Annotated in this window: 15 protein-coding genes; 13 read left to right on the top strand and 2 right to left on the bottom strand. The window is 36.8% G+C overall.

What is annotated here, in order from left to right:
- Window positions 1-331 precede the first annotated feature (331 nt).
- Together LNP23_RS11110 and LNP23_RS11105 are read right to left on the bottom strand one after the other, a co-directional pair.
- Entirely contained in the window at window positions 332-3,238 is a 2,907-nt protein-coding gene (locus tag LNP23_RS11110) for an FAD-binding and (Fe-S)-binding domain-containing protein (protein WP_230004935.1), read from the bottom strand.
- A gap of 173 nt (window positions 3,239-3,411) precedes the next feature.
- Window positions 3,412-4,161 (bottom strand): DeoR/GlpR family DNA-binding transcription regulator, encoded by a 750-nt coding sequence (locus LNP23_RS11105; RefSeq protein ID WP_230004934.1) that lies wholly within the window; start codon window positions 4,159-4,161, stop codon window positions 3,412-3,414.
- A 223-nt stretch (window positions 4,162-4,384) separates the two neighbouring features.
- Here LNP23_RS11105 and LNP23_RS11100 point away from each other — a divergent pair, with 223 nt between their 5' ends.
- From LNP23_RS11100 to LNP23_RS11040, 13 genes are all read left to right on the top strand, one after another.
- Window positions 4,385-7,447: a SusC/RagA family TonB-linked outer membrane protein gene (locus LNP23_RS11100; protein WP_230004933.1), complete on the top strand. Its 3,063-nt coding sequence runs from the start codon at window positions 4,385-4,387 to the stop codon at window positions 7,445-7,447.
- 17 nt (window positions 7,448-7,464) lie between these two features.
- On the top strand, window positions 7,465-8,742 hold the full coding sequence (locus tag LNP23_RS11095) for a RagB/SusD family nutrient uptake outer membrane protein (RefSeq protein ID WP_230004932.1): 1,278 nt from the start codon (window positions 7,465-7,467) through the stop codon (window positions 8,740-8,742).
- Between the two features lie 69 nt (window positions 8,743-8,811).
- Entirely contained in the window at window positions 8,812-9,630 is an 819-nt protein-coding gene (gene murQ / locus LNP23_RS11090; protein WP_230004931.1) for an N-acetylmuramic acid 6-phosphate etherase, read from the top strand.
- A 25-nt stretch (window positions 9,631-9,655) separates the two neighbouring features.
- Window positions 9,656-11,161 carry a sodium:solute symporter gene (locus LNP23_RS11085; protein ID WP_230004930.1) on the top strand — a complete coding sequence of 502 codons (1,506 nt, stop codon included), beginning with the start codon at window positions 9,656-9,658 and terminating at the stop codon, window positions 11,159-11,161.
- Between the two features lie 77 nt (window positions 11,162-11,238).
- Window positions 11,239-12,447, top strand: a complete 1,209-nt coding sequence (locus LNP23_RS11080; RefSeq protein ID WP_230004929.1) for an anhydro-N-acetylmuramic acid kinase — start codon at window positions 11,239-11,241, stop codon at window positions 12,445-12,447.
- A 167-nt stretch (window positions 12,448-12,614) separates the two neighbouring features.
- Window positions 12,615-13,883: an acyltransferase family protein gene (locus tag LNP23_RS11075; protein WP_230004928.1), complete on the top strand. Its 1,269-nt coding sequence runs from the start codon at window positions 12,615-12,617 to the stop codon at window positions 13,881-13,883.
- 69 nt (window positions 13,884-13,952) lie between these two features.
- Entirely contained in the window at window positions 13,953-15,482 is a 1,530-nt protein-coding gene (locus tag LNP23_RS11070; protein ID WP_230004927.1) for a glycoside hydrolase family 10-like protein, read from the top strand.
- Window positions 15,483-15,684: 202 nt separating this feature from the next.
- Window positions 15,685-17,256 (top strand): glycoside hydrolase family 10-like protein, encoded by a 1,572-nt coding sequence (locus LNP23_RS11065; RefSeq protein ID WP_230004926.1) that lies wholly within the window; start codon window positions 15,685-15,687, stop codon window positions 17,254-17,256.
- Window positions 17,243-18,565 carry an MFS transporter gene (locus tag LNP23_RS11060; RefSeq protein WP_047778218.1) on the top strand — a complete coding sequence of 441 codons (1,323 nt, stop codon included), beginning with the start codon at window positions 17,243-17,245 and terminating at the stop codon, window positions 18,563-18,565. The genes LNP23_RS11065 and LNP23_RS11060 overlap by 14 nt, the downstream gene beginning before the upstream one ends.
- A gap of 22 nt (window positions 18,566-18,587) precedes the next feature.
- Window positions 18,588-18,929: a hypothetical protein gene (locus LNP23_RS11055; protein WP_230004925.1), complete on the top strand. Its 342-nt coding sequence runs from the start codon at window positions 18,588-18,590 to the stop codon at window positions 18,927-18,929.
- A 25-nt stretch (window positions 18,930-18,954) separates the two neighbouring features.
- Entirely contained in the window at window positions 18,955-19,407 is a 453-nt protein-coding gene (locus tag LNP23_RS11050) for a GNAT family N-acetyltransferase (RefSeq protein ID WP_230004924.1), read from the top strand.
- Window positions 19,407-21,020, top strand: coding sequence for a glycoside hydrolase family 3 protein (locus LNP23_RS11045; RefSeq protein ID WP_230004923.1), 1,614 nt, complete (start codon window positions 19,407-19,409; stop codon window positions 21,018-21,020). The genes LNP23_RS11050 and LNP23_RS11045 overlap by 1 nt, the downstream gene beginning before the upstream one ends.
- A 135-nt stretch (window positions 21,021-21,155) precedes the next feature.
- Window positions 21,156-21,794: a peroxiredoxin gene (locus tag LNP23_RS11040; RefSeq protein ID WP_047778213.1), complete on the top strand. Its 639-nt coding sequence runs from the start codon at window positions 21,156-21,158 to the stop codon at window positions 21,792-21,794.
- Window positions 21,795-21,971: the final 177 nt, after the last annotated feature.

Below are 21,971 nucleotides of genomic sequence, written 5' to 3'. Positions count from 1 at the left end.
TACTAATTTTTTTTGCCACTGGTTAAAATAATTCCCACAGATTATTTAATCTTTTTAATCTGTGGCTAAATATTTTTTCACGCAGATTTGGCAGATTTATTTGCCGCGAATTACACGAATTATTTTTTTCGCCACTGGTTAAAATGATTCCCACAGATTATTTAATCTTTTAATCCTTTGCATCTGTGGTAAAATATTTTCTCATCACGAATTTAAAAAATTTTAATTCGTGTAAATTCGTGCAATTCGTGTCTAACTTTTTTTTCACCATCAATTACGCAAACTAAAAATTCCAATTCGTGAAAATTCGTGCAATTCGTGTCTAACTTTTTTACTTCAGACAGCTCTTCAAAATACTCACCGGATGTTGTGCTTCCCGGTTTGTTCCGTCGTAGATTTGATGACGACAACTTGTTCCTGCAGCTGCTATTTTTACATTTTCGGCTGTTGAGCGTACTTTTGGGAATAGCGTGTCTTCTCCCATTTGCATGCTTACTTTATAATGCTCTTTTTCATAACCAAAAGATCCCGCCATACCACAACAACCCGAATTGTAAATCGTAACCAGATTGTTCTTCGGCAGATTCAGCATCGCGAACGTAGCCTCGATTGAACTCAATGATTTTTGATGACAGTGCCCGTGAATCTTGATTTCTTTTTTCTCTTCCGAAAAGGAATCGGCTGTAATTTTCCCTTTTAGAATTTCTTTTTTAAAGAATTCTTCAATTGTAAATGCATTTTGAGACACTTTAGCAGCACTTTCTTTATCATCTGCCAGACGCAAATATTCATCCCTAAAAGTCAAAATTGCCGAAGGTTCTATTCCGATTAACGGTGTGTCCTCTGAAACTAATTCTTTAAAAATCCCAACATTTATATTGGCGATCTTTTTGGCTTCTTCGAGGAAACCTTTAGACAGATAGGTTCTACCACTTTCTTCATGAGCTACAACCAGAACTTCATACCCTAATTTAGTTAAGAGTTCAAAAGCATCGATTCCGATATTAACGTCGTAATAATTGGTGAATTCATCATTAAACAAATACACTTTCCCATTCGGAAAATCGTTGCTTTTTGATTTCTGACTGTCGTACCATTTCCTGAACGTTTTTTTGGCTAATAATGGGACTTGTCTTTCGGGAGCAATTCCCATGCTTTTTTTGACCAAAGATTGATTCGAAATAAAATTCGTAATCGACGGAAAGACACTTCCCATTTTATTCAATTTTGCATTGTGGGCAAAAATCTTATTTCGGGTCGAAAATCCGTTAGCTTTTTGGTATTGGTATAAAAATTCCGCTTTCAAAGTTGCGACGTCAACATTACTCGGACATTCACTAGCGCAGGCTTTACAGCTCACACACAACTCAAAAACTTCGTATAATTCTTTTTGATCAAATTTGTTTTCTTTTTCAGAATACGTCAAATATTCTCTCAGTGCATTGGCTCTGGCACGTGTTGTTTCTTTTTCATTTTTTGTGGCGCGATAACTCGGACACATTGCTCCTCCTGCCGATGGCAATTTTCGACAGTCTCCGGAACCGTTACATTTTTCGGCAGCACGCAAAATCCCTAAACTGTCTGAGAAATCCTGAAACGTTTTAATATCCGGTTCTACTCTGCCCGAAACTACACGATGATTTTCATCCATTTTAGGAGCGTTTACAATCTTTCCGATATTCAAAACTGAATTAGGGTCGAAAGCCAATTTGAGCCTTTTTAATAACTCATAATTTTTTTCTCCCACCATAAATGGAATAAACTCTCCTCGCACCATACCATCGCCATGCTCACCACTCAAGGAACCGCGATATTTCTTTACCAAAATAGCTACCTCGGTTGCAATCGTTCTAAAAAGAACCAAGTCTTCTTTTTTCTTCAAATTAAGCTCGGGACGCAAATGCAATTCTCCTGCTCCGGCATGTGCATAATAAATTGCTTTTTGTCCATATCTCTCCATCATCGCCGTAAAATCGGCTATATAATTGGGCAAATCACCCAATTCTACCGCTGTGTCTTCAATAGAATCGGCTGCTTTATCATCACCAACAATACTTCCTAGAAGTCCAAGACCTGCTTTTCTTAAATCAACAACTTTATCTATATCTGCTCCGTAAATTTTTACAGAAGCATAACCAAAATTATTTTTCGCTAAATCAGCAATTAGAGCCTCAGCTTGTAGTTCTGCATCTTCCATACTGTGAGAAGCCAACTCAAACATCATAATCGCTTTTGGTTCTCCCACCAGAAAAAACCTGTTTTTGGCTTGCTCTCTGTTTGTTTTGGTACATTCTAAAATAATATCATCAATCATTTCGCAAGTGTACAAATGGTGTTTCATTGCCACCACAACAGATTCCAGAGATTCCTGAATGCTGTGATAATGCGCCACCACCATAATATTCTGCGTTGGCGGTAAATCATCTACTTTTAGCGTGACTTGCGTGGTAAAAGCTAAAGTCCCTTCACTTCCACAAAGCAGTTTCCCCAGATTAATCGTAGGCTCTGTTCCTCCAAACAAATCCGATTTTAATAAAAGATCTACTGCATAACCCGTATTTCTTCTGTGTATTTCAGGTTTTGGAAATTCATTTATAATTTCCTGCTGCGCCGCTTTATCGGAGAGTTCTTCGAAAATATTTTTGTATATTTTATTTTCTAACGTATCACCTTTGGTCTTTTCGATAAATTCTGCAGAGGTAATTTCATTAAAAACCACTTCGGAACCATCACTCAAAATTGCATTAATAGTTACAATTTTATCACGGGTTACGCCGTATCGAATCGAAGTTGTTCCGGAAGAATTATTCCCGACCATTCCACCAATCATACATCGGTTTGAAGTCGAAGTATTGGGTCCAAAAAATACACCGTGAGGTTTTAGAAATAAATTTAATTCATCCCGAATCACACCAGGCTGTACGGTAACCGTTTTTTTAATCGGATCAAAAGCCAGAATCTTGGTAAAATTCTTAGAAACATCAACCACAATTCCGTCACCGACGGTTTGTCCTGCCAAAGAAGTTCCGGCAGTTCTGGGCGTAATCGAAACATTATGTCGCGCCGCAAACCGAATCAGCTTACTTATATCTTCATTGGTTTTAGGTAATGCCACCGCTTTTGGTCTCATTCTATACACCGAAGCATCGGTCGAATAAAGCGTTTTATGAAGATCATCGTATAAAAGTGTGCCTTCTAATGATTCTGATAATTGCTGTAACTCCTTATGTATTGACATAAAATCTTGATTTATTATCTATTCTAAACTACAAAAATACTTCTTTTTGAGGTTCTGAGTTTTTTTCATTAAAAACAAATTTTTAACGCGCAAAACCAAGTTTCCAAGCTGTACATTTGCTTTATTTTACGTTAAAAAAACCTTACCCCTCTACACCTCAGCACCATAAAAACCTACAAAACAGTAACCCCGGCCTCAACAAAGTTTTTAACCTTAGGGCTTTTGGGATTCAAATCTGTAATTACGGCATGTAGTTGTTCTAAACCGCAGACTTTGTGCATCATTTTTCCGTTAATTTTATCGGAGGTTGCCATGGCAATCACTTTTTCAGAAACTCTGATCATTTCTTTTTTAACTACTGATACTTCATAGCCCATTTCAGTAAGTCCTTGATTTTCGTCAATACTGCTGACGCCCAAAAAGCAAATATCAGCTTTGATTTTAGACAAAACGTGCACCACATCGATACCAATGGTCACCATTGCGTTTTTCTGCAGTTTTCCACCTATAAAAATCAGTTCAATATTGGGGTGCTGCGACAATTGCATCGCGATTGGGAGACTATACGTATATATGGTAGCCGAAAAATCTATTGGAATTAATTTGCAAAAAGACAGGTTTGTAGTTCCACCACTCATGATGATTACCTGTCCTTCTTTTAAAAAAGGCAAGGCTTTTTGACCTACAACTATTTTCTTTTCTTCGTTGATTATGGCAATATCGAAAACGTTTTTGGAGTTGCATTTCACCAGAAAAGCGCCACCATACACCTTATTAATCAATCCTTTATTATGAAGTTCATTAAAATCTCTTCGGATGGTGTCCTCAGAAATACGAAGTTCAATGGCTAGGTCGATGGTATTAATTTTTTCAGTTTCCTGAAATTTATCCATGATGTACTGATGTCTTTCTCGTTTCAACATTTACTCTGATTTTTTTTCAAATATAAAACTTAGTCTATTAGAATCCTCTTAAAAGAAAAGTCTCTTTTAAATCAAAAAGGAAATGTAAAGATATAAAAAAATCGAAAACTGTTTGCATTATTATGCGTTATTTTACACAAAAACAAAATTTAACGCATAAATTTGCAATTTACCAAAATAATTTATACATTTCAACTCTCTAACCAATCCAAAAAACCTTAAAATGAAAAAACTACTATTTATTTTATTTGGAGTTCTTTTGTTTGCGCAGCCACTTTTTGCACAGACGAAAACGGTAACCGGTACTATTATAAGTACAACCGACAACCTTCCTTTACCCGGCGTGACGATCCTTATTGAAGGAACTTCCAAAAGTGCAATCACCGATTTAGACGGAAAATTTAGCATTGCCGCAAACGAAAATGACAATTTGATTTTCAGTTTTATTGGCTTTGCTTCAAAAACAATTAAAGTTACCTCAGCCACTACTTCCTTAAACATCAAAATGAAAGAAGAACTCAACACACTTTCTGAAGTTGTAGTTTTAGGATCAACCGTACGTGCAACCCGAAAAGAGCTGGGGAATGCTGTAACCAGTATCAAAGCAGAAGATTTAGTAAAGGCACAACCCGGAGGTTTATCGACTGCCCTGCAAGGTAAAATTGCGGGAGCTCAGGTTTCTCAAAACTCAGGAGATCCTGCAGGAGGATTTAGCATCAAACTGAGAGGAACGTCTTCTATATTAGGCTCTTCAGATCCTTTATATGTTATTGATGGTGTGGTATTAAACAATGCCACAACAAACGTTACCAATCTAAATGTTACGACAGGTAACTCGAACATGCAAATTGGTCAAAACAGATCAGCAGATATTAATCCGAACGACATTCAGAGCATTGAAGTTTTAAACGGTGGTGCTGCGGCAGCCATTTATGGTTCAAGAGCGGCAAATGGAGTGGTTCTTATCACGACCAAAAAGGGAGTTGCAGGAGAAACGAGATATACTTTTTCGACCAGTTTAACTTCTAATACCATACGCAAAAAAGTAGACGTAAATCTATCCAACAAACAATTCGTAAATGCTTCTCCAGCTCTTTTCCCAATTCAGGGAAATCCGGCAAGTCCAACTACCGTAAATGTACTGAGCAGAAATTTAGAGACCAGAACGATAGACGTACAACGTTACGATTACCAAGATGATATTTTCACCACCGGAATTGGTACAGATACTTATTTCTCTGCCCAGGGTGGTGACGAAAAAACGAAATTCTTTGCTTCGTTAGGTTATCTAACAAACGAAGGAATCGTAAAAAACACTGATTTTAAAAGAGGTGGTGCCAAGATTAGATTAAAACATGACTTTAATTCTAAACTATCGGCTACAATGGGTTTAAATTATGTGAATTCGGCTTCGAATGAAAAACCGGACGGAAACGTTTTTTGGAGCCCAATAAACTCCATAAATATTACAAACAACACCTATGATATCAATCAAAGAGACAACAACGGAAACTTATTGGCTGTAGATCCAAACAGAATTAATCCCTTGTCAATTATAGAGACTTTTAAAATCAAACAAAATACAGATCGTATTATTTCTGATTTGCAATTGAACTATGTTCCTTTTAAAAACTTCAATGCCGATTTGATTTTTGGTATTGACAATTACAATCAAAGAGGAAATGTGTACATTCCGAGATATCCTTATGTGGTCAATCCTGCTTATTATAACGATGGTTATGTTTCGGAAGCTACTAATAGAGTGGTTCAATTTAATAATGATTTGAACTTAAGATATGTTTGGAACGTTAATTCGAACTGGAAAGCAACCACTTTTGGAGGTTACAACATTCAAACTTACAGAGACAACTTCGCTGCTATTGAAGGTCGTAACTTAAAACCTTTTGTTGAATCCATTAACGCTTTTAATACCTTAATCGCAGGTTCACCAAGCGCCAGTCAGTCCAAATACAATTTATGGGGGTACTATTTACAGGAAACAATTGGATACAAAGAAAAGCTGTACCTTACTTTGGCGGGAAGACAAGATGCTTCGACTATTTTCTCTAAAGACAACAGGTCTCAGTTTTATCCAAAAGCGAGTTTGAGTTATGTCCTTTCTGACGAGCCTTTTATGCAGCACATAGACAACGTACTGAGTACGGCCCGTTTGAGAGCTTCATGGGGAAAATCGGGAAGTTTAACCGCGATCAGACCTTATGCGCGTTTTACGAACTATTCTACAGGAACACTTCTTGGTAATACCACCTTTACACTCGAAGGTTTCAAACAAGGAAATCTGGATTTGAAACCGGAAAGAAGTGCTACTTATGAAGTCGGCGGGGATTTTGGTTTCTTAAAAGATCGTTTAAATTTATCTTTTAGTTACTATAATGCCGATATCGAAGATTTGCTTTTACCGGTGCAACTGGCGGCTTCACAAGGAGCAACCAATACAATTCAGAACATTGGTCAAATGAACAATAAAGGTTTTGAATTAAATCTTAGATACGATGTTATCAAAAAAGAACATCTGACTGTTGGCGTATTCGTTAATTTTAGCAGCAACCGCAACAAGGTAACCGGATTACCTCAACAGCGTTTTAAACTGGACAGCAACCTTGCCGGAGCGCCTGTTTTTGTTGAAATGAACAGACCAATTGGTATTTTCTACGGCACTTATTTTGCCAGAAATCCGGACGGAAGTTTATTACTTACACCAACCGGTTATCCACAAACCGAAAAAGGAGATGTAAATACCGGAACACCACAGCGTGATCCTTCAGGACAACCAAAGGGGACAATTTTAAACAAAGAAATCGGAGATCCGAATCCGGATTATATCATTTCGTTTGGAGCGAATTTAAACTACAAAAAATTTGGTTTCTCGATTCTTTTTGACGGGGTTCAGGGAGGTGATGTATTTGATGCCGATTACAGAACCAGACAAGGTGTAGGATCAGGAACCATTGTAGCACAAGAGCTTAATGGCGAATTGCCTCGTGGGTATATCTGGTCGGTTTATAATATTGAAGAATTCAGAGTTGTTGATGGAAGCTATCTGAAACTAAGAGAGGTTTCGCTTAATTATTCGTTTGGAAAATTAAACAGCTTTTTTGATGATTTGACGGTAACTGCAAGTGGAAGAAACTTAATTTCCTGGGACAATTTCACCAGTTTTGATCCGGAAACCAACTCCGGCGGACAGTCTTCTGTAGCGAAGTACAACTTTGGTACGGTGCCAATTCCGAGCAGTTATTCAGTAGCATTGAAATTTCAATTTTAATTAAAAAAGAAAACATCATGAAAAAGATATTCATCCCTATAGTAAGTCTTGCCCTACTTTTTACGAGTTGCAACGAAGAGTATTTAGACCCGACAAAACCATCACAAAATATGGTTTTAAGTACCCGAGACGGAATTATTGGCGCCTCAAATGGTTTGCAACAACTTTGGACAATTGACAGAATAAGCCCTGTGTACAATACAGTAACAGGCAACGGATTCACTACATTGGAATTGCGATTACTAAATGCCGGAAATGTTGATGAAGGAGAACTTTCTATCGGTGGCGAAGTTTTATCAACCAAAAACACGGTTGTAAATAACCTTTGGTCCCAATGTCTGATCATAAACTCTGAATCGCAAAAAATACTCGACAACGTGAATGTACTGACTTCAGAAACAGAAAGAGCAAGTGTCTTGGTGCATGCTTCTATTTTTAAAGCTTTAGCACTTTCTACCTTGGTACAGTATTTTCAGAACGTTCCTTTGAGAACCGAAAAAAATGCGGCTTTCAACACCAGAACCGAAGTCTTAAATGCAGCAATTGCTTATTTAAAAGCCACAGAACCTTCCTTAGACAAAGCAACAGGTTTTGCAGGTTTGGTCAATACGATCAATTATAAAAATACCGTTTATGCGCTTTTGGCCAGAATGTATATGATGACAGGCGATAATGACAATGCTTTAAAATATGCCGGATTGGTTGACTTAAACGTAAAATCGGTTTTTGGATTTGATGTCATCAGCAACAATCCGATTGCTTTTATTTCAATTACGACTAACAATGTTTTTCAACCGGTTAATTTAACATTAGGATTACCGGCAAGTCTAACCCCTAATGCTTCAGACGAAAGATTAAACTTTTACATCAAACCGGGTTCAAATCCTACAGTGGCTACAGGTTTCTTTGATACTAATACAAAAGCGATTCCGGTTTATTTACCGGGAGAAATGATGCTTCTAAAAGCAGAAGCCTACGCAAGAAAAGACAATGTACCTCAAGCTATTATCGAATTAAATAAAGTTTTGACAAAAACCACCGCAACAGATGCTTACGGAATTGGAGCCAACTTACCTCCTTATGCCGGAGCAGTTACCAAAGATGCTGTTTTGGAACAAATCTACAGAAACCGTTGTATCGAAATGTACATGTCAAGTTTAAAACTGGAAGACAGCAGAAGATTTAATCGTACGGGTGCCGGCCTTACCGGAGCCGAAAGAAATCGTAATTGGTATCCCTATCCGGATTCGGAAAGAAATAACAATACCAACACTCCTGCTGATCCGGCAATATAATACTCAAAAAGCCAAGGCATTTCAAACGAATTCCCTTGGCTTTTATTCCCTAAATTTAATTCATTTAGTATGAAAGATAAAAACCCTGAAACGGAACGAGAATCATTATATCAAGATTTAGATCAAATGAGTGTTCTGGAACTGCTTACGAACATTAATACGGAAGATCGGAAAGTACCTCAAATTGTAGAACAACAAATTCCGAAGATTGAAAAATTGGTAAAAGCCATTGTCAAAAAAATGCAACTTGGCGGAAGATTGTTTTATATAGGCGCCGGAACTTCGGGCAGAATTGGTGTTTTAGATGCTTCTGAGTGCCCTCCTACTTTTGGTGTTCCGCCCGACATGATCATTGGTATTATTGCCGGTGGTGATACCGCTATCCGAACAGCGGTTGAAAATGCGGAAGATGATGTAAATCAGGCCTGGAAAGATTTAGAAAAATATCAGATTTCGAGTTTGGACTTTATTATCGGAATTGCTGCTTCGGGAAACACTCCTTACGTATTGGGCGGTCTTAAAAAAGCAAAAGAAAACAAGGTCAAAACAGGAAGTATTTCCTGCACCAGCACGGGACTTATTGCCCGCGAAGCCGATTATCCGATTGAACTTGTTACAGGGCCGGAATTCCTTACGGGCAGCACCCGAATGAAAGCCGGTACTGCTCAGAAATTAGCCCTTAATATGATTTCGACTTCGGTCATGATTAAATTAGGAAAGGTAAAAGGAAACAAAATGGTAGACATGCAATTGTCTAACGAAAAACTGGTAAAAAGAGCTATCAAAATGATTATGGAGGAGCTAAACATCGAATATGATTTGGCTGCGACATTACTTCAAGAACACAAAAGTGTACGAGCCGTTTTATTAGCAAACAACAAAATATAACAATCTCACAAACACCCCCTAAAAGATGTCATCAGGTACAATTCTAATTTTTATCGTAGTCTATTTTGGTCTTTTGTTTTTTATATCGCATACCATTAGCAAAAAAGGACAAGACAATGACTCCTTTTTTAAAGCGAATAAAAACTCCAAATGGTACTTAGTGGCTTTTGGAATGATCGGGACTTCGCTCTCCGGACTTACTTTTATTTCTGTTCCCGGTGAAGTTGGATCGCCAAACGGAGAACAATTCAAATATTTTCAGTTTATAATGGGGCAAGCCGTTGGTCTTATCATTATCGCCAAAGTATTGCTTCCGTTATACTATAGAATGAATCTAACTTCAATTTACAGTTATATCGAAAAAAGAATGGGACCAAACAGTTACAAAACGGCAGCCTCCATTTTTTTGGTAAGTCGTACCGTTGGTTCTGCTTTGCGTTTTTATTTGGTTATCCTTGTATTGCAACGTTATGTTTTTGACCACTATCACATTCCGTTTCCGGTTACTGTTTTTTCAGGTTTAGCTTTTGTCTTTTTATACACCTACAGAAGCGGTTTAAAAACCATCATTATAACCGATACCTTGCAAACGTTCTTCTTGGTTTCCTCCGTTTTTATTACCATTTATTTTGTTTTGAATAGTTTGGATTTAACAGCCTTTGAATCGATTTCCGCCATTCGAAACAGTAATTATTCCAAAACATTTTTCTTTGATGATTTCCTGACAAACAAGTATCATTTTGCCAAACAATTCTTAGGAGGATTGTTTATAATGATTGCTATGGTTGGACTTGATCAGGATTTAATGCAAAAAAACATCAGTTGTAAAAACATCGGCGAAGCACAAAAAAACATGTACACGTTTACGGTTATTTTTGTTACAATCAGCCTTCTTTTTTTAAGTTTGGGAGCTTTATTGTATATGTACGCGGACAAAAACGGCATTACAGTACCGCTGGATTTGGTAACAAACAAACCCAGAACGGATCTGCTTTTCCCTGAAATCGCACTGAATCATCTGTCAATAGTTCCCGCTTTCGTATTTCTATTAGGAATTGTTGCGGCCACTTTTGCTACAACGGATTCTGCTTTAACCGCTTTAACTACTTCTTTTTGTGTCGATTTTTTAGGAATGGACAAATCTGAAAACATTTCAAATCCTAAAAATGTAAAACGCAGACATTTGGTTCACCTGACTTTTGCGTTTTTATTCTTTTTGGTCATTATTGTATTGAATTCTTTTAATGACAGCTCGGTTGTAGCCTTGGTTTTTAAAGCTGCTTCTTATACGTACGGTCCATTATTAGGTTTGTATGCCTTTGGATTATTGCAAAAAAACAGAATCGTAAACGACAAATTAGTGCCTTGGTTCTGTATCCTAGCTCCAATCTTGACCTATTTATTAAGTGAAAACTCTAAAGTCCTTTTCGGTTATGTTTTTGATAATGAATTGATAATCGTAAATGCCTTAATCACTTATGTCGGACTTTATTTCACCAGTAAAAAATCAAGCGAAAAAATATACTTTTAGATCAATTAACAGCAAAATAATCTAATTTTAGTCCTTGCAAATTCAACCCAAAAACAGCTTCCTTAAATTTAATTGTAATGAATCAGAACATCAGTAATCTCTACCAAATTGCACAGAAAGAAACGCGTACCATTATCGGATTAATGTCCGGAACTTCTCTGGACGGGCTCGATATTGCTTTATGCGAAATTTCAGGAAGCGGAAAAGAGACGGTTGTTAAGTTGCGCGAATTCGTAACGGTAGATTATACCGAGGATATAAAAATCGAAATCCGAAAAGTTTTTGCTAAAAAAACAATTGATTTTGAACACCTGATTTTACTGAATGAATGGATCGGCATTTTACATGCTCAAATGATCAACGATTCTTTAAAAAAATGGAACATTGCTTCAAGTGCTGTGGATTTGATTGCATCACACGGACAGACGGTTTTGCATGCTCCGAAATTCCTGCACCGACAAGAAAAATTCACCAATGCCACTTTACAAATTGGCGATGGGGATCACATAGCTGTCAAAACAGGAATCATAACACTTTCTGACTTTAGACAAAAACATATAGCAGCAGGCGGAGAAGGTGCGCCATTGGCTGTCTATGGGGATTACTTTTTATTTGGGCAAAAGGGTGAAAATCGTATTATGCTCAACATGGGCGGCATTGCCAATTTTACGTACCTGCCCGCCTCTCTAAATGCTGACGAAGCTTTTGTAACCGACACCGGAACCGGAAATACTTTAATCGACCTTTTTGTAAAACACAACTATCCTGAAAAAAGTTACGACAAGGATGCCGAAATTGCCCAACAAGGAACCGTAAACCAAATATTGTTAGATCATTTAAAAGACAACGAATTCTTCCGTCAGGAATTTCCAAAAACAATTGGCCCTGAACTTTTTGGTTATCATTATGTTGAAACGGCTTTATCTAAAAGTGGTCAAAATCAAATTACTGTACCGGATTTACTAGCGACTTTAACTCGTTTTAGTGCTGAAACTATTGCTGAAGCTATTGAAATCTCAGTAAAAAATACGACTCATAAAATTCAGGATTTTAAAATTTATATTTCCGGCGGAGGGGCTAATAATCCGTTATTAGTGAAATGGTTGAAAGAATTATTGCCTTGTCAGTTTCATAAAAGCGATGAATTAGGAATTCCGAGTGATGCTAAAGAGGCGGTTTTGTTTGCTGTTTTGGCTAATGAGACGGTTTCGGGGAAAGCTTTCGATTTCGGGACTAAGGAAGGAATTCCTTCTGTTACTATGGGGAAAATTTCATTTCCTGATTAAAGGGTTAGTGTTGTAGCGATTTTTGACGCGGATTCGCTATTGCGTATAATTTTTTTAACACATAGAGACATAGATTTTTTTTAAAGCTATGCAAACTATGAATCTATGTGTTAAAAAAAAATCACAGCCAGTGAGTTAACAACAATAAGCAGTAAAAAAATATTCTAATGAAAGAACGCCTAATTTCGATTGATGTATTAAGAGGCCTCACCGTATTAATGATGACCATTGTCAATAATCCGGGGAGCTGGTCTACTGTTTTCCCGCCATTATTGCACGCCGAATGGAACGGTTGTACACCGACTGATCTCGTCTTTCCTTTTTTTGTTTTTATAATGGGAGCAGCGATTCCGTTAGCGATTCCGACCAAGAAATTCGATGGAGAAATGTTCGAAAAAATCCTGACCCGTTCCTTACGAATCATTTGTTTGGGATTGTTTTTAAATTTTTTCAATAGTATCGAATTCTTGGGACTTACCGGAATTTCGTTGTTAGTAATCCGACTAGTGCTGACTTTTGCCGTGGGTTATGCTTTAATGGGCAATTTCTCACCAAAAGTAAAACTGATTCTCGCTTTGGTTCTTTTTAGCACCTTTCTGATTTTAGCTTATAGTGGTATAACTTCTTTTGCTCAAGTAAGACTTCCGGGGGTATTACAACGTATCGGAATTGTATATTTTTTTGCTACAATACTCTATTTGAAAACTTCAACGAGAACGCAGTTTAGTATTATTGCTGCACTTCTTTTAGGATACTGGGCACTTATGACACTCGTTCCCATACCCGGAATGGGTCATCCCAATCTGAACGCTGGAACCAATTTAGCAACTTGGATTGATACTCTTTTTCTCGAAAATCACATGTACATCGCTACTAAAACCTGGGATCCTGAAGGAGTTTTAAGTACACTTCCCGCCATAGCTACCGGTTTATTGGGTGTTGTAATTGGGCAAACTCTCGGCAGTTCAGTGTCTCAAAATGAAAAAGCTAAAAAAATGGGCCTTATCAGTTTCCTTTTAATCGTTTCAGGATTACTCTGGTCTCTTGTTTTTCCGCTTAACAAATCGTTATGGACCAGTTCTTATGTTTTATTTACTGCGGGTCTCGCTACTTTGTTCCTCACGATTTTATACTACATTATTGACATCAAAAAAATACAAAAAGGAACTAAACCTTTCCTGATGTGGGGCGTTAATCCAATGCTGGTGTTTTTTGCATCAGGTATTATTCCGCGCTCCTTGGCTATGATTCAATTTCCAAATCCTGAACTTGTAGGTGAAACAATTAATCTTCAACGTTACTTATACGAATTTTGGATTGCACCGTTCTTTTCCAATCCTATGATGGCATCTCTCGCCGGAGCTTTGATATATGTTCTAATCTGGCACGGTATTTTATATCTTTTTTATCAAAACAAAAGAATATTAAAAGTATAATACTAAATGAAAATTATACTTTTAATACCGTAATACTATAGTTTAATGTAGCTCCCTAAAAACAGTAAAATGAATAAGAAACAGCACCTTCTATTTTCAATTTTCTCTTTGTTGTTGTTCGCAGGAACAATGAATTCACAAGAAAAAACAAGCCACCCTAAAAACGAATTTAGAGGTGTTTGGATCGCAACCGTTGTAAACATTGACTGGCCCAAAACCAACACCGACAATGTTGAAAAAGAAAAAGCCGATTATCTTGAACTTTTAGAGACGTATAAAAAACTAAATTTTAATGCTGTAATTGTACAAATCAGAAGTGTTGGTGATGCTTTATATCCGACCGCACTGGCTCCTTGGTCACGTTTTTTAACCGGTAAAGAAGGTGTTCCCCCAGACCCGTATTATGATGCATTGGCCTGGATGATTGAAGAAGCGCATAACAAAGGTTTTGAATTTCATGCCTGGATGAATCCCTATCGTGCTACTTTCGACTTAAACAAAGAAATTTTGAGTCCCGCTCATGACGTTTTCCAACATCCCGAATGGATGATTGAATACGGCGATAAAATCTACTACAATCCAGCATTACCGGAAGTTCAGGAGCAATTAACCAAAATCGTAAAAGAAGTGGTCGATACCTATGATATTGATGCCATTCATTTTGATGATTATTTCTACCCTTACGCCGTTCCCGGAAAAGTTTTCAACGATACCGATTCTTTTAACAAATATGGATCGGGCTTGACTTTAGATGATTGGCGTCGCAAGAATGTGAGCGATTTTATACACACGATTTCCACCACCATAAAAGCGAGTAAACCTTGGGTACAATTCGGCATTAGTCCTTTTGGGGTTTGGCGCAATAAGTCAGTCGATCCTAAAGGTTCTGATACGCAAACGACTTCAACCAATTACGATGATTTATATGCTGATCCTGCTTTATGGATGAACCAAAATTGGATCGATTATATCGCGCCTCAATTGTATTGGAGTATGGACAATCCGAGAGCTTCTTATTCGAAACTAGTGCAATGGTGGGCAGAAAATTCAAACAATACCCCTATTTACATTGGTCATGCGGCTTATAAAATTAAAGCCGATGCTGATAAAAGCTGGGATATTGCTACTGAAATCCCAACTCAGATTGATTTTTTAAGAGAATTCAAAAATATTAATGGCAGTGCCTATTTCAGCGCAAAATCATTCAACGGTAAAAACTACGATGTCGCACGTCTTTTAGAAGAAAACCAATACAAATATCCTGCGCTTCCGGTTGCTGTTCCGAATTTAAAAAGAAATATCACCGTTGTTCCGACTGTAAATAAATTTGCAAAAAACAGCGCTGCTTATACGTTTTCAATTCAATCGCCGTTGGATACTAAAGTCCGTTATATGGTAGTTTACGGAGCCAAACACCTTTCAAAAATCAATACTAATGATGCCACCCAAATTATTGACAAAATAGCGGTTCATGCCATTAATAACGAAATCACATTTTCGATACCTGCCCAAAAAATGAAACCGTATAAAGCTTGTGCTGTGACGTTTATCGATTATGCAGCAAACGAGAGTGCTCCGACTGTGATTAACTTAAAATAGAAACTAAAGATTCATTCCATTGTTCCGTCAAATAAAAGCAGCTTTCAATTCTTGATTTTGAATTTTGTATGTTTTTGACAAGTGCAAAAGAATATTAAAAGTATAAAAAACAACAAAAAACACCCGATAAATATCCTCTAATTATAATTTCTTATACTCACCTAAAAAAACTATTTTTGGTACCTGTTTAAAAAAGATTAAAATGCATAAAAACCAGCACTTCATATACTCTATTTTGTTTTTATTGTTCTTTGGAGGAACGATGAATTCTCAAGAAAAAACAATGCACCCCAAAAACGAATTTAGAGGAGTCTGGATTGCAACCGTGGTAAACATTGACTGGCCGAAAACAAATACGGACAATGTTGAGAAAGAAAAAGCAGATTATCTTGAAATTTTAGACACTTATAAAAAACTAAATTTCAATGCCGTAATCGTACAAATCAGAAGCGTTGGTGATGCTTTTTATCCTTCTGAACTGGCTCCTTGGTCGCGTTTTTTAACAGGTAAAGAAGGTGTTACACCAAGCCCGTATTACGATACTTTGGCCTGGATGATTGAAGAGGCGCATAAGAGAGGTTTTGAATTTCATGCCTGGCTGAATCCCTATCGTGCTACTTTCGACTTAAACAAAAAACTTTTAAGTCCGACACACGACGTGTTCAAACACCCGGAATGGATGATTGAATACGCAGGAAAAATCTATTATGACCCTGCGCTGCCTGAAGTGCAGTCCCATTTGACTAAAGTCGTGAAAGAAGTGGTTGATAAATATGATATTGATGCCATTCATTTTGATGATTATTTCTACCCGTATACCGTTCCCGGAAAAACATTTAACGATGCCGCATCGTACAAAAAATATGGCGCAGGTTTAAGTCTTAGCGATTGGCGTCGTGCCAATGTGAGCAATTTTGTGCACACCATTTCTACTACAATTAAAGAAAGTAAACCGTGGGTTCAATTCGGAATTAGTCCGTTTGGGGTTTGGCGAAACAAATCTCAAGATCCAAAAGGTTCCGATACACAATCGACCTCTAATTATGATGATTTGTACGCTGATCCTGTTTTATGGATGGATCAAAAATGGATCGATTACATCATGCCGCAATTGTATTGGAGTATGAATAACTCGAGAGCTTCTTACTCAAAATTAGTAAAATGGTGGTCTGAAAATTCTAACAATACAGCGATTTATATTGGTCACGCTTCTTATAAAATCAGAGGTGATGCTGATAAAAGCTGGAATTTTGCCAATGAAATTCCAACTCAGATTAATTTTGCCAGAAGCTACAAAAACGTAACCGGAAGTGCCTATTTCAGCGCCAAATGCTTCACTAGTAAAAACTTTGACATCGTACGTCTATTAGAAGAAAACCAATACAAATATCCGGCACTTCCACCGGCTGTTCCGAATTTAAAACGAATTGTAATCGATATTCCGGTTGTGACTGAATTTGTAAAAGACAGCTCTTTTTATACGTTTTCTATCAAATCGCCACTCAATACAAAAGTCCGTTATATGGTGCTTTACGGAGCCGATCATATTTCGAAAATCAATACGAATGATGCCACTCAAATTGTGGATAAAATAACGGTTCATGAAATTGATAATCAAATTACATTCTCTGTACTGGCTCAAAAAATGAATCAGTATAAAGCTTGTGCTGTGACATTTATTGATTATTTTGCAAACGAAAGTACCCCAACCACAATCGACTTAAAAAAGACATTTAAAATCTATTCCCCAGCTCAACCAAATGAAAACAGATAATAAACCCTGGTTTTGGATTCCACTTCTTAATTTTGCGTCCGGCTTGCCTTACGCTGTAATTATCTCTGTTTCGGTACTGATGTACAAAAACTTAGGGATCAGCAATGAAGATATTGGTCTTTATACCAGTTTATTATACCTGCCATGGGTAATCAAACCTTTATGGAGCCCTTTTATAGACCTGCACGGAACAAAACGAAAATGGTTTTTAGCCATGCAATTTGTAATTTCACTTGCCTTTTTATTGGTTGGTTTTATCATTCCGTTAAATCACTTCTTTCTGATGAGTTTGGCTATTTTCTGGGTTGCAGCTTTTGCTTCCGCTTCGAATGATGTAGCCAGCGATGGATTCTATTTGTTGGTGCTACCAAAAGAACAACAGTCATTTTTCCTCGGGATCAGAAGTACTTTTTACAGACTCTCTATGCTGGCCGGAAACGGTTTAATCGTATTATTTGCGGGACATCTGGAAAATAAATACGGAGACAATACGAAAGCATGGTCGTATACCATGATTGCAGTAGGTTTACTAATGGCTTTTATTACAGCATACAATTTTATTTTTACACCAAATAGTGAAGTAAATACCGTAGGAACAGCTAAAGAAGCACACGAAAAAAGCTTCGGTTCTGTATTTGCCAGTTTCTTTAAGAAAAAACAAATCGGACTGGTATTGACCTTTATTCTCGTATTTCGTTTAGGCGAGTCACAACTCCTTAAAATGTTAAGTCCTTTTTTATTAGATGAAAAAAAATTAGGCGGAATGGCCTTGAATACCGAATCTGTTGGAATTATTTATGGAACATTAGGAATTCTTGCTTTAACAATAGGTGGGATTTTAGGTGGAATTGCCATTTCTAAACACGGCCTCACCAAATGGATGCTTCCGATGTTTCTGGCCATGCATTTACCGATACTTGGTTTTATTGGATTAGCTCATTTTCAACCCGAAGAACTTTTTCACCTGCATATAAACGCCTACTTTTTTGAAATAAACTCCCCTCTAAATCTCTATACTTGCATTACAGTTGTATTGGAACAATTTGGTTACGGCTTTGGTTTCACCGGTTTCATGATGTATCTAATTCATGTTGCCGAGGGCGAATCTAAAACTTCACATTATGCAATTGCAACCGGTTTTATGGCATTAGGAATGATGCTTCCGGGAATGCTGAGCGGTTATATACAACAATTTTTAGGCTATCAAAACTTCTTTATTTGGGTTTTTATTGCCACTATTCCAGGTCTTATTTTATCACGTTTTTTAATTTTCCCGAAAGACTTTGGGAAAAAAGCTGAAGAAGTTTAATCCCAAATCAAACATCTTACCTATGGAAACCAATGCGAATTTGCAGTCCGAACGCAACCTAAAAGGAGCTGAGTTCGAGAAAACAGGAAATCTTGAAAAAGCAGTTGAGTTATACGAAGAAAATGTTGCGGAAGGCTTTAAAGGAAATCATCCTTACGATCGATTGGCCACGATCTACAAAAACCAAAATGACATTGAAAACGAAATTCGGATTTTAGAAAAAGCAATTATTGTTTTTGAAGAAATCACCATCGAAGACCGATTAGAAGGTTTGCCAAAACTCTTTCGATTTAAAAACCGATTAGAAAAAGCAGTACATACCAAAACGCAGCTTGCCAAACAAAAGAAAAGCAAGCTAAAGTAAGAATAAATTTCACAGTACTTATATCATGAATAGCTTAAAAAGGACCAATTCAGATGATGCTGATTTCTTAAAACTGGTCGTTTTATTAGATCAGGATTTAAAAATAAGAGATGGAGAAGACCATGCTTTTTACAATCAATTTAATAAAACCGATAAAATAAAACATGTTATCGTTTGTTATGAAAATGATATTGCCGTTGGTTGTGGCGCTTTTAGAGAGAAAACCAATGATACCGTCGAAATCAAACGCATGTATGTGCATTTTGAACATCGAAAAAAAGGTATTGCTTCTATCATTTTAAAAGAATTGGAGACTTGGGCTGCCGAAATACAATACAAGTACACCATTCTGGAAACAGGCAAAAACCAACCTGAAGCAATTGCCTTATATCAAAAACAAAAATATACAATAACTCCAAATTATCCGCCTTACGAGGAAATGGATAATAGTGTTTGTATGAAAAAGACTTTATACTAATGAAAATGACAGCTGAAGCCTTAAAACAAAAAGTGGGACAATTCTTTTTTCCTGCCGTTTTTATAAACGATACTGAAGAAAACATTCAGGAAACAGAACGTTTGATAAAAGAACACAACATTGGAGGACTGACTTTTTTTCACAGTCGTGCCAGTGCTGCAACGAATTATGAAAGCAAGAAAAAGGTTGTTTTTAACGACGATAGCTACGAAAAAATTAAAGCTTTAATTGTACGGTATCAAAAATGTGCTCCTACTCCGCTTTTAATCAGTATTGATGCCGAATGGGGTTTGGCCATGCGCATCGAAAAAACACCTCAATACCCCTACGCAATTACGTTAGGTGCTTTGCCGGAAAACAAATCAGATTTGGTTTATGAAGTTGGAAGACAAATTGGGTTAGATCTTAAAGCTGCCGGAATTCATTATAACTTATCGCCTTTGGCAGACATCAACAACAATCCGAATAATCCGGTTATTGGCTATCGCTCTTTTGGTGAAAACAAAGAAAAAGTGGCCCATTTTGCGCTGGAATATTTAAGAGGAATGTCAGATGTTGGGATTTTAGGTTGCCTGAAACACTTCCCGGGACATGGAAATACTAATGTAGATTCACACTTAGGATTGCCGGTTTTAAAGGAGAGTTTAGAAGAATTACTGGAAAACGAATTATACCCTTTCATCAAAGGAATCGAAAACAATGTCGACTCCATCATGATTGGACATCTGGCTGTTCCGAGTTTAAATGAAGGAAAAGATACTTCAGCCACTTTATCAAAACCTATTATCGAAACGCTTTTGCGCGATCGATTGGGTTACGACGGATTAGTCATTTCGGATGCCTTAAATATGCACAGTGTTTCAAAACTATATGAAACAAAAGGCGAACTGGAATGGGAAGCTTTTAACGCCGGAAACGATGTTTTGTGTTTTGCTGAAAATGTGCCCGAAGGAATTCAGGAAATCTTAAAAAAAGCAAGTCCGGAACGCATCGAAGAAAGTTATAACCGAATCTTGAAATGCAAAGAGAAGGTTGGAATCTTATCTGAAAAAGAATTTGCTCACGGTGAATTAGATTTCGAAAAAGCTGCTGTTTTGAATACCAAAATTGCAGCAAATTGTCTGACTAAAATCATCGATACCTCGAATACGGAACAGATTTTCGAAGCAAAGAAAAACAACCAATTAGCCAAATTGAGTTTGTATAAAAATACAGAAAACGCCTTTTTTAAAACCATAAATTCAAAATTAGCTTCTCCCGAATTTGCTTTTGAAAATTCAGAAGATTCTAATACCGCTGCGATTAAAAAAGAACTGGAAGGTTTTGAAACCATACTTATTTCTTTATTTGTTCCGAAAGCAAAACCGATGAACAATTTCGAAATAAATGACGAAGTAATCGTTTTACTTTCCGATTTGCTTCAAACCAAAAAATGTATTCTTTATGTTTTCGGTAATCCGTATGTTTTGCCTGTAGTTCCTAATCTTTCGAAAGCTTCAGGACTTGTTCAGGCGTATCAGGATTTTGAAGAATTTCAAAAAATCGCAGGATTGCAAATTCTTGAAAATGGAGCTTGCAATGGAACCTTACCTGTAAATATTGACATTCAATAACTTACAAAGCATTCAATACAAACAATAACAAAAACCTATCACTTAATAAATATTAATAATTACATCTTATTGCAAACACCCTTACTTATACCCTACTTTTGCACCGAAATAAATTTTTAATTTAAAACGAAAAATATGTCTTTAGTAGGAAAGAAATTCCCAAGTATTGCAGTAGATGCTATCTCAGAAATGGGTGATAATTTAAAAATCAACATTTTTGAAGAAGCGGTAAACAACAACAAAAAAGTACTTTTGTTTTGGTACCCAAAAGATTTCACTTTTGTATGTCCAACTGAATTACACGCTTTTCAAGCTGCTTTACCAGAATTTGAAAAAAGAAATACTATCGTAATTGGAGCTTCATGTGATACAAACGAAGTACACTTCGCTTGGTTAAACACTCCAAAAAACAACGGTGGAATCGAAGGTGTAACTTACCCAATCTTAGCTGACACAAACCGTAACTTATCTAACATTTTAGGTATTTTGGATATCGATGCTACAGAATACAGCGAAGAAACTGATTCAGTAATCATCGAAGGTTCAAACGTAACTTTCAGAGCTACTTACCTAATTGACGAAACTGGAAAAATCTTCCACGAAAGTGTTAACGATATGCCATTAGGTCGTAACGTAAACGAATATTTACGTATGGTTGACGCTTATACTCACATTCAAGTTAAAGGTGAAGTTTGTCCTGCAAACTGGGAAGCTGGAAAAGAAGCTATGAGTGCTGACAGACTTAGTACTGCTGAATACTTAAGCGCAAACTAAGAATATTAAATTCCAAATTTTTTAAATTCCAAATTCCAATGGATATAAATCAGTTTTATAGCAAATTGGAATTTGGGTTTTAAATCCACAGATTTCCCTTCACAAAAATTCAATAACAATTTCAATAATCAAAATTTCAAAATTCCCACCAAAAAGTTTGGAATTTGGAATTTAAAA

The sequence above is a fragment of the Flavobacterium cupriresistens genome (assembly GCF_020911925.1).
GTDB lineage: Bacteria > Bacteroidota > Bacteroidia > Flavobacteriales > Flavobacteriaceae > Flavobacterium > Flavobacterium cupriresistens.
This window is presented reverse-complemented; position numbering and strand designations above follow the sequence as displayed.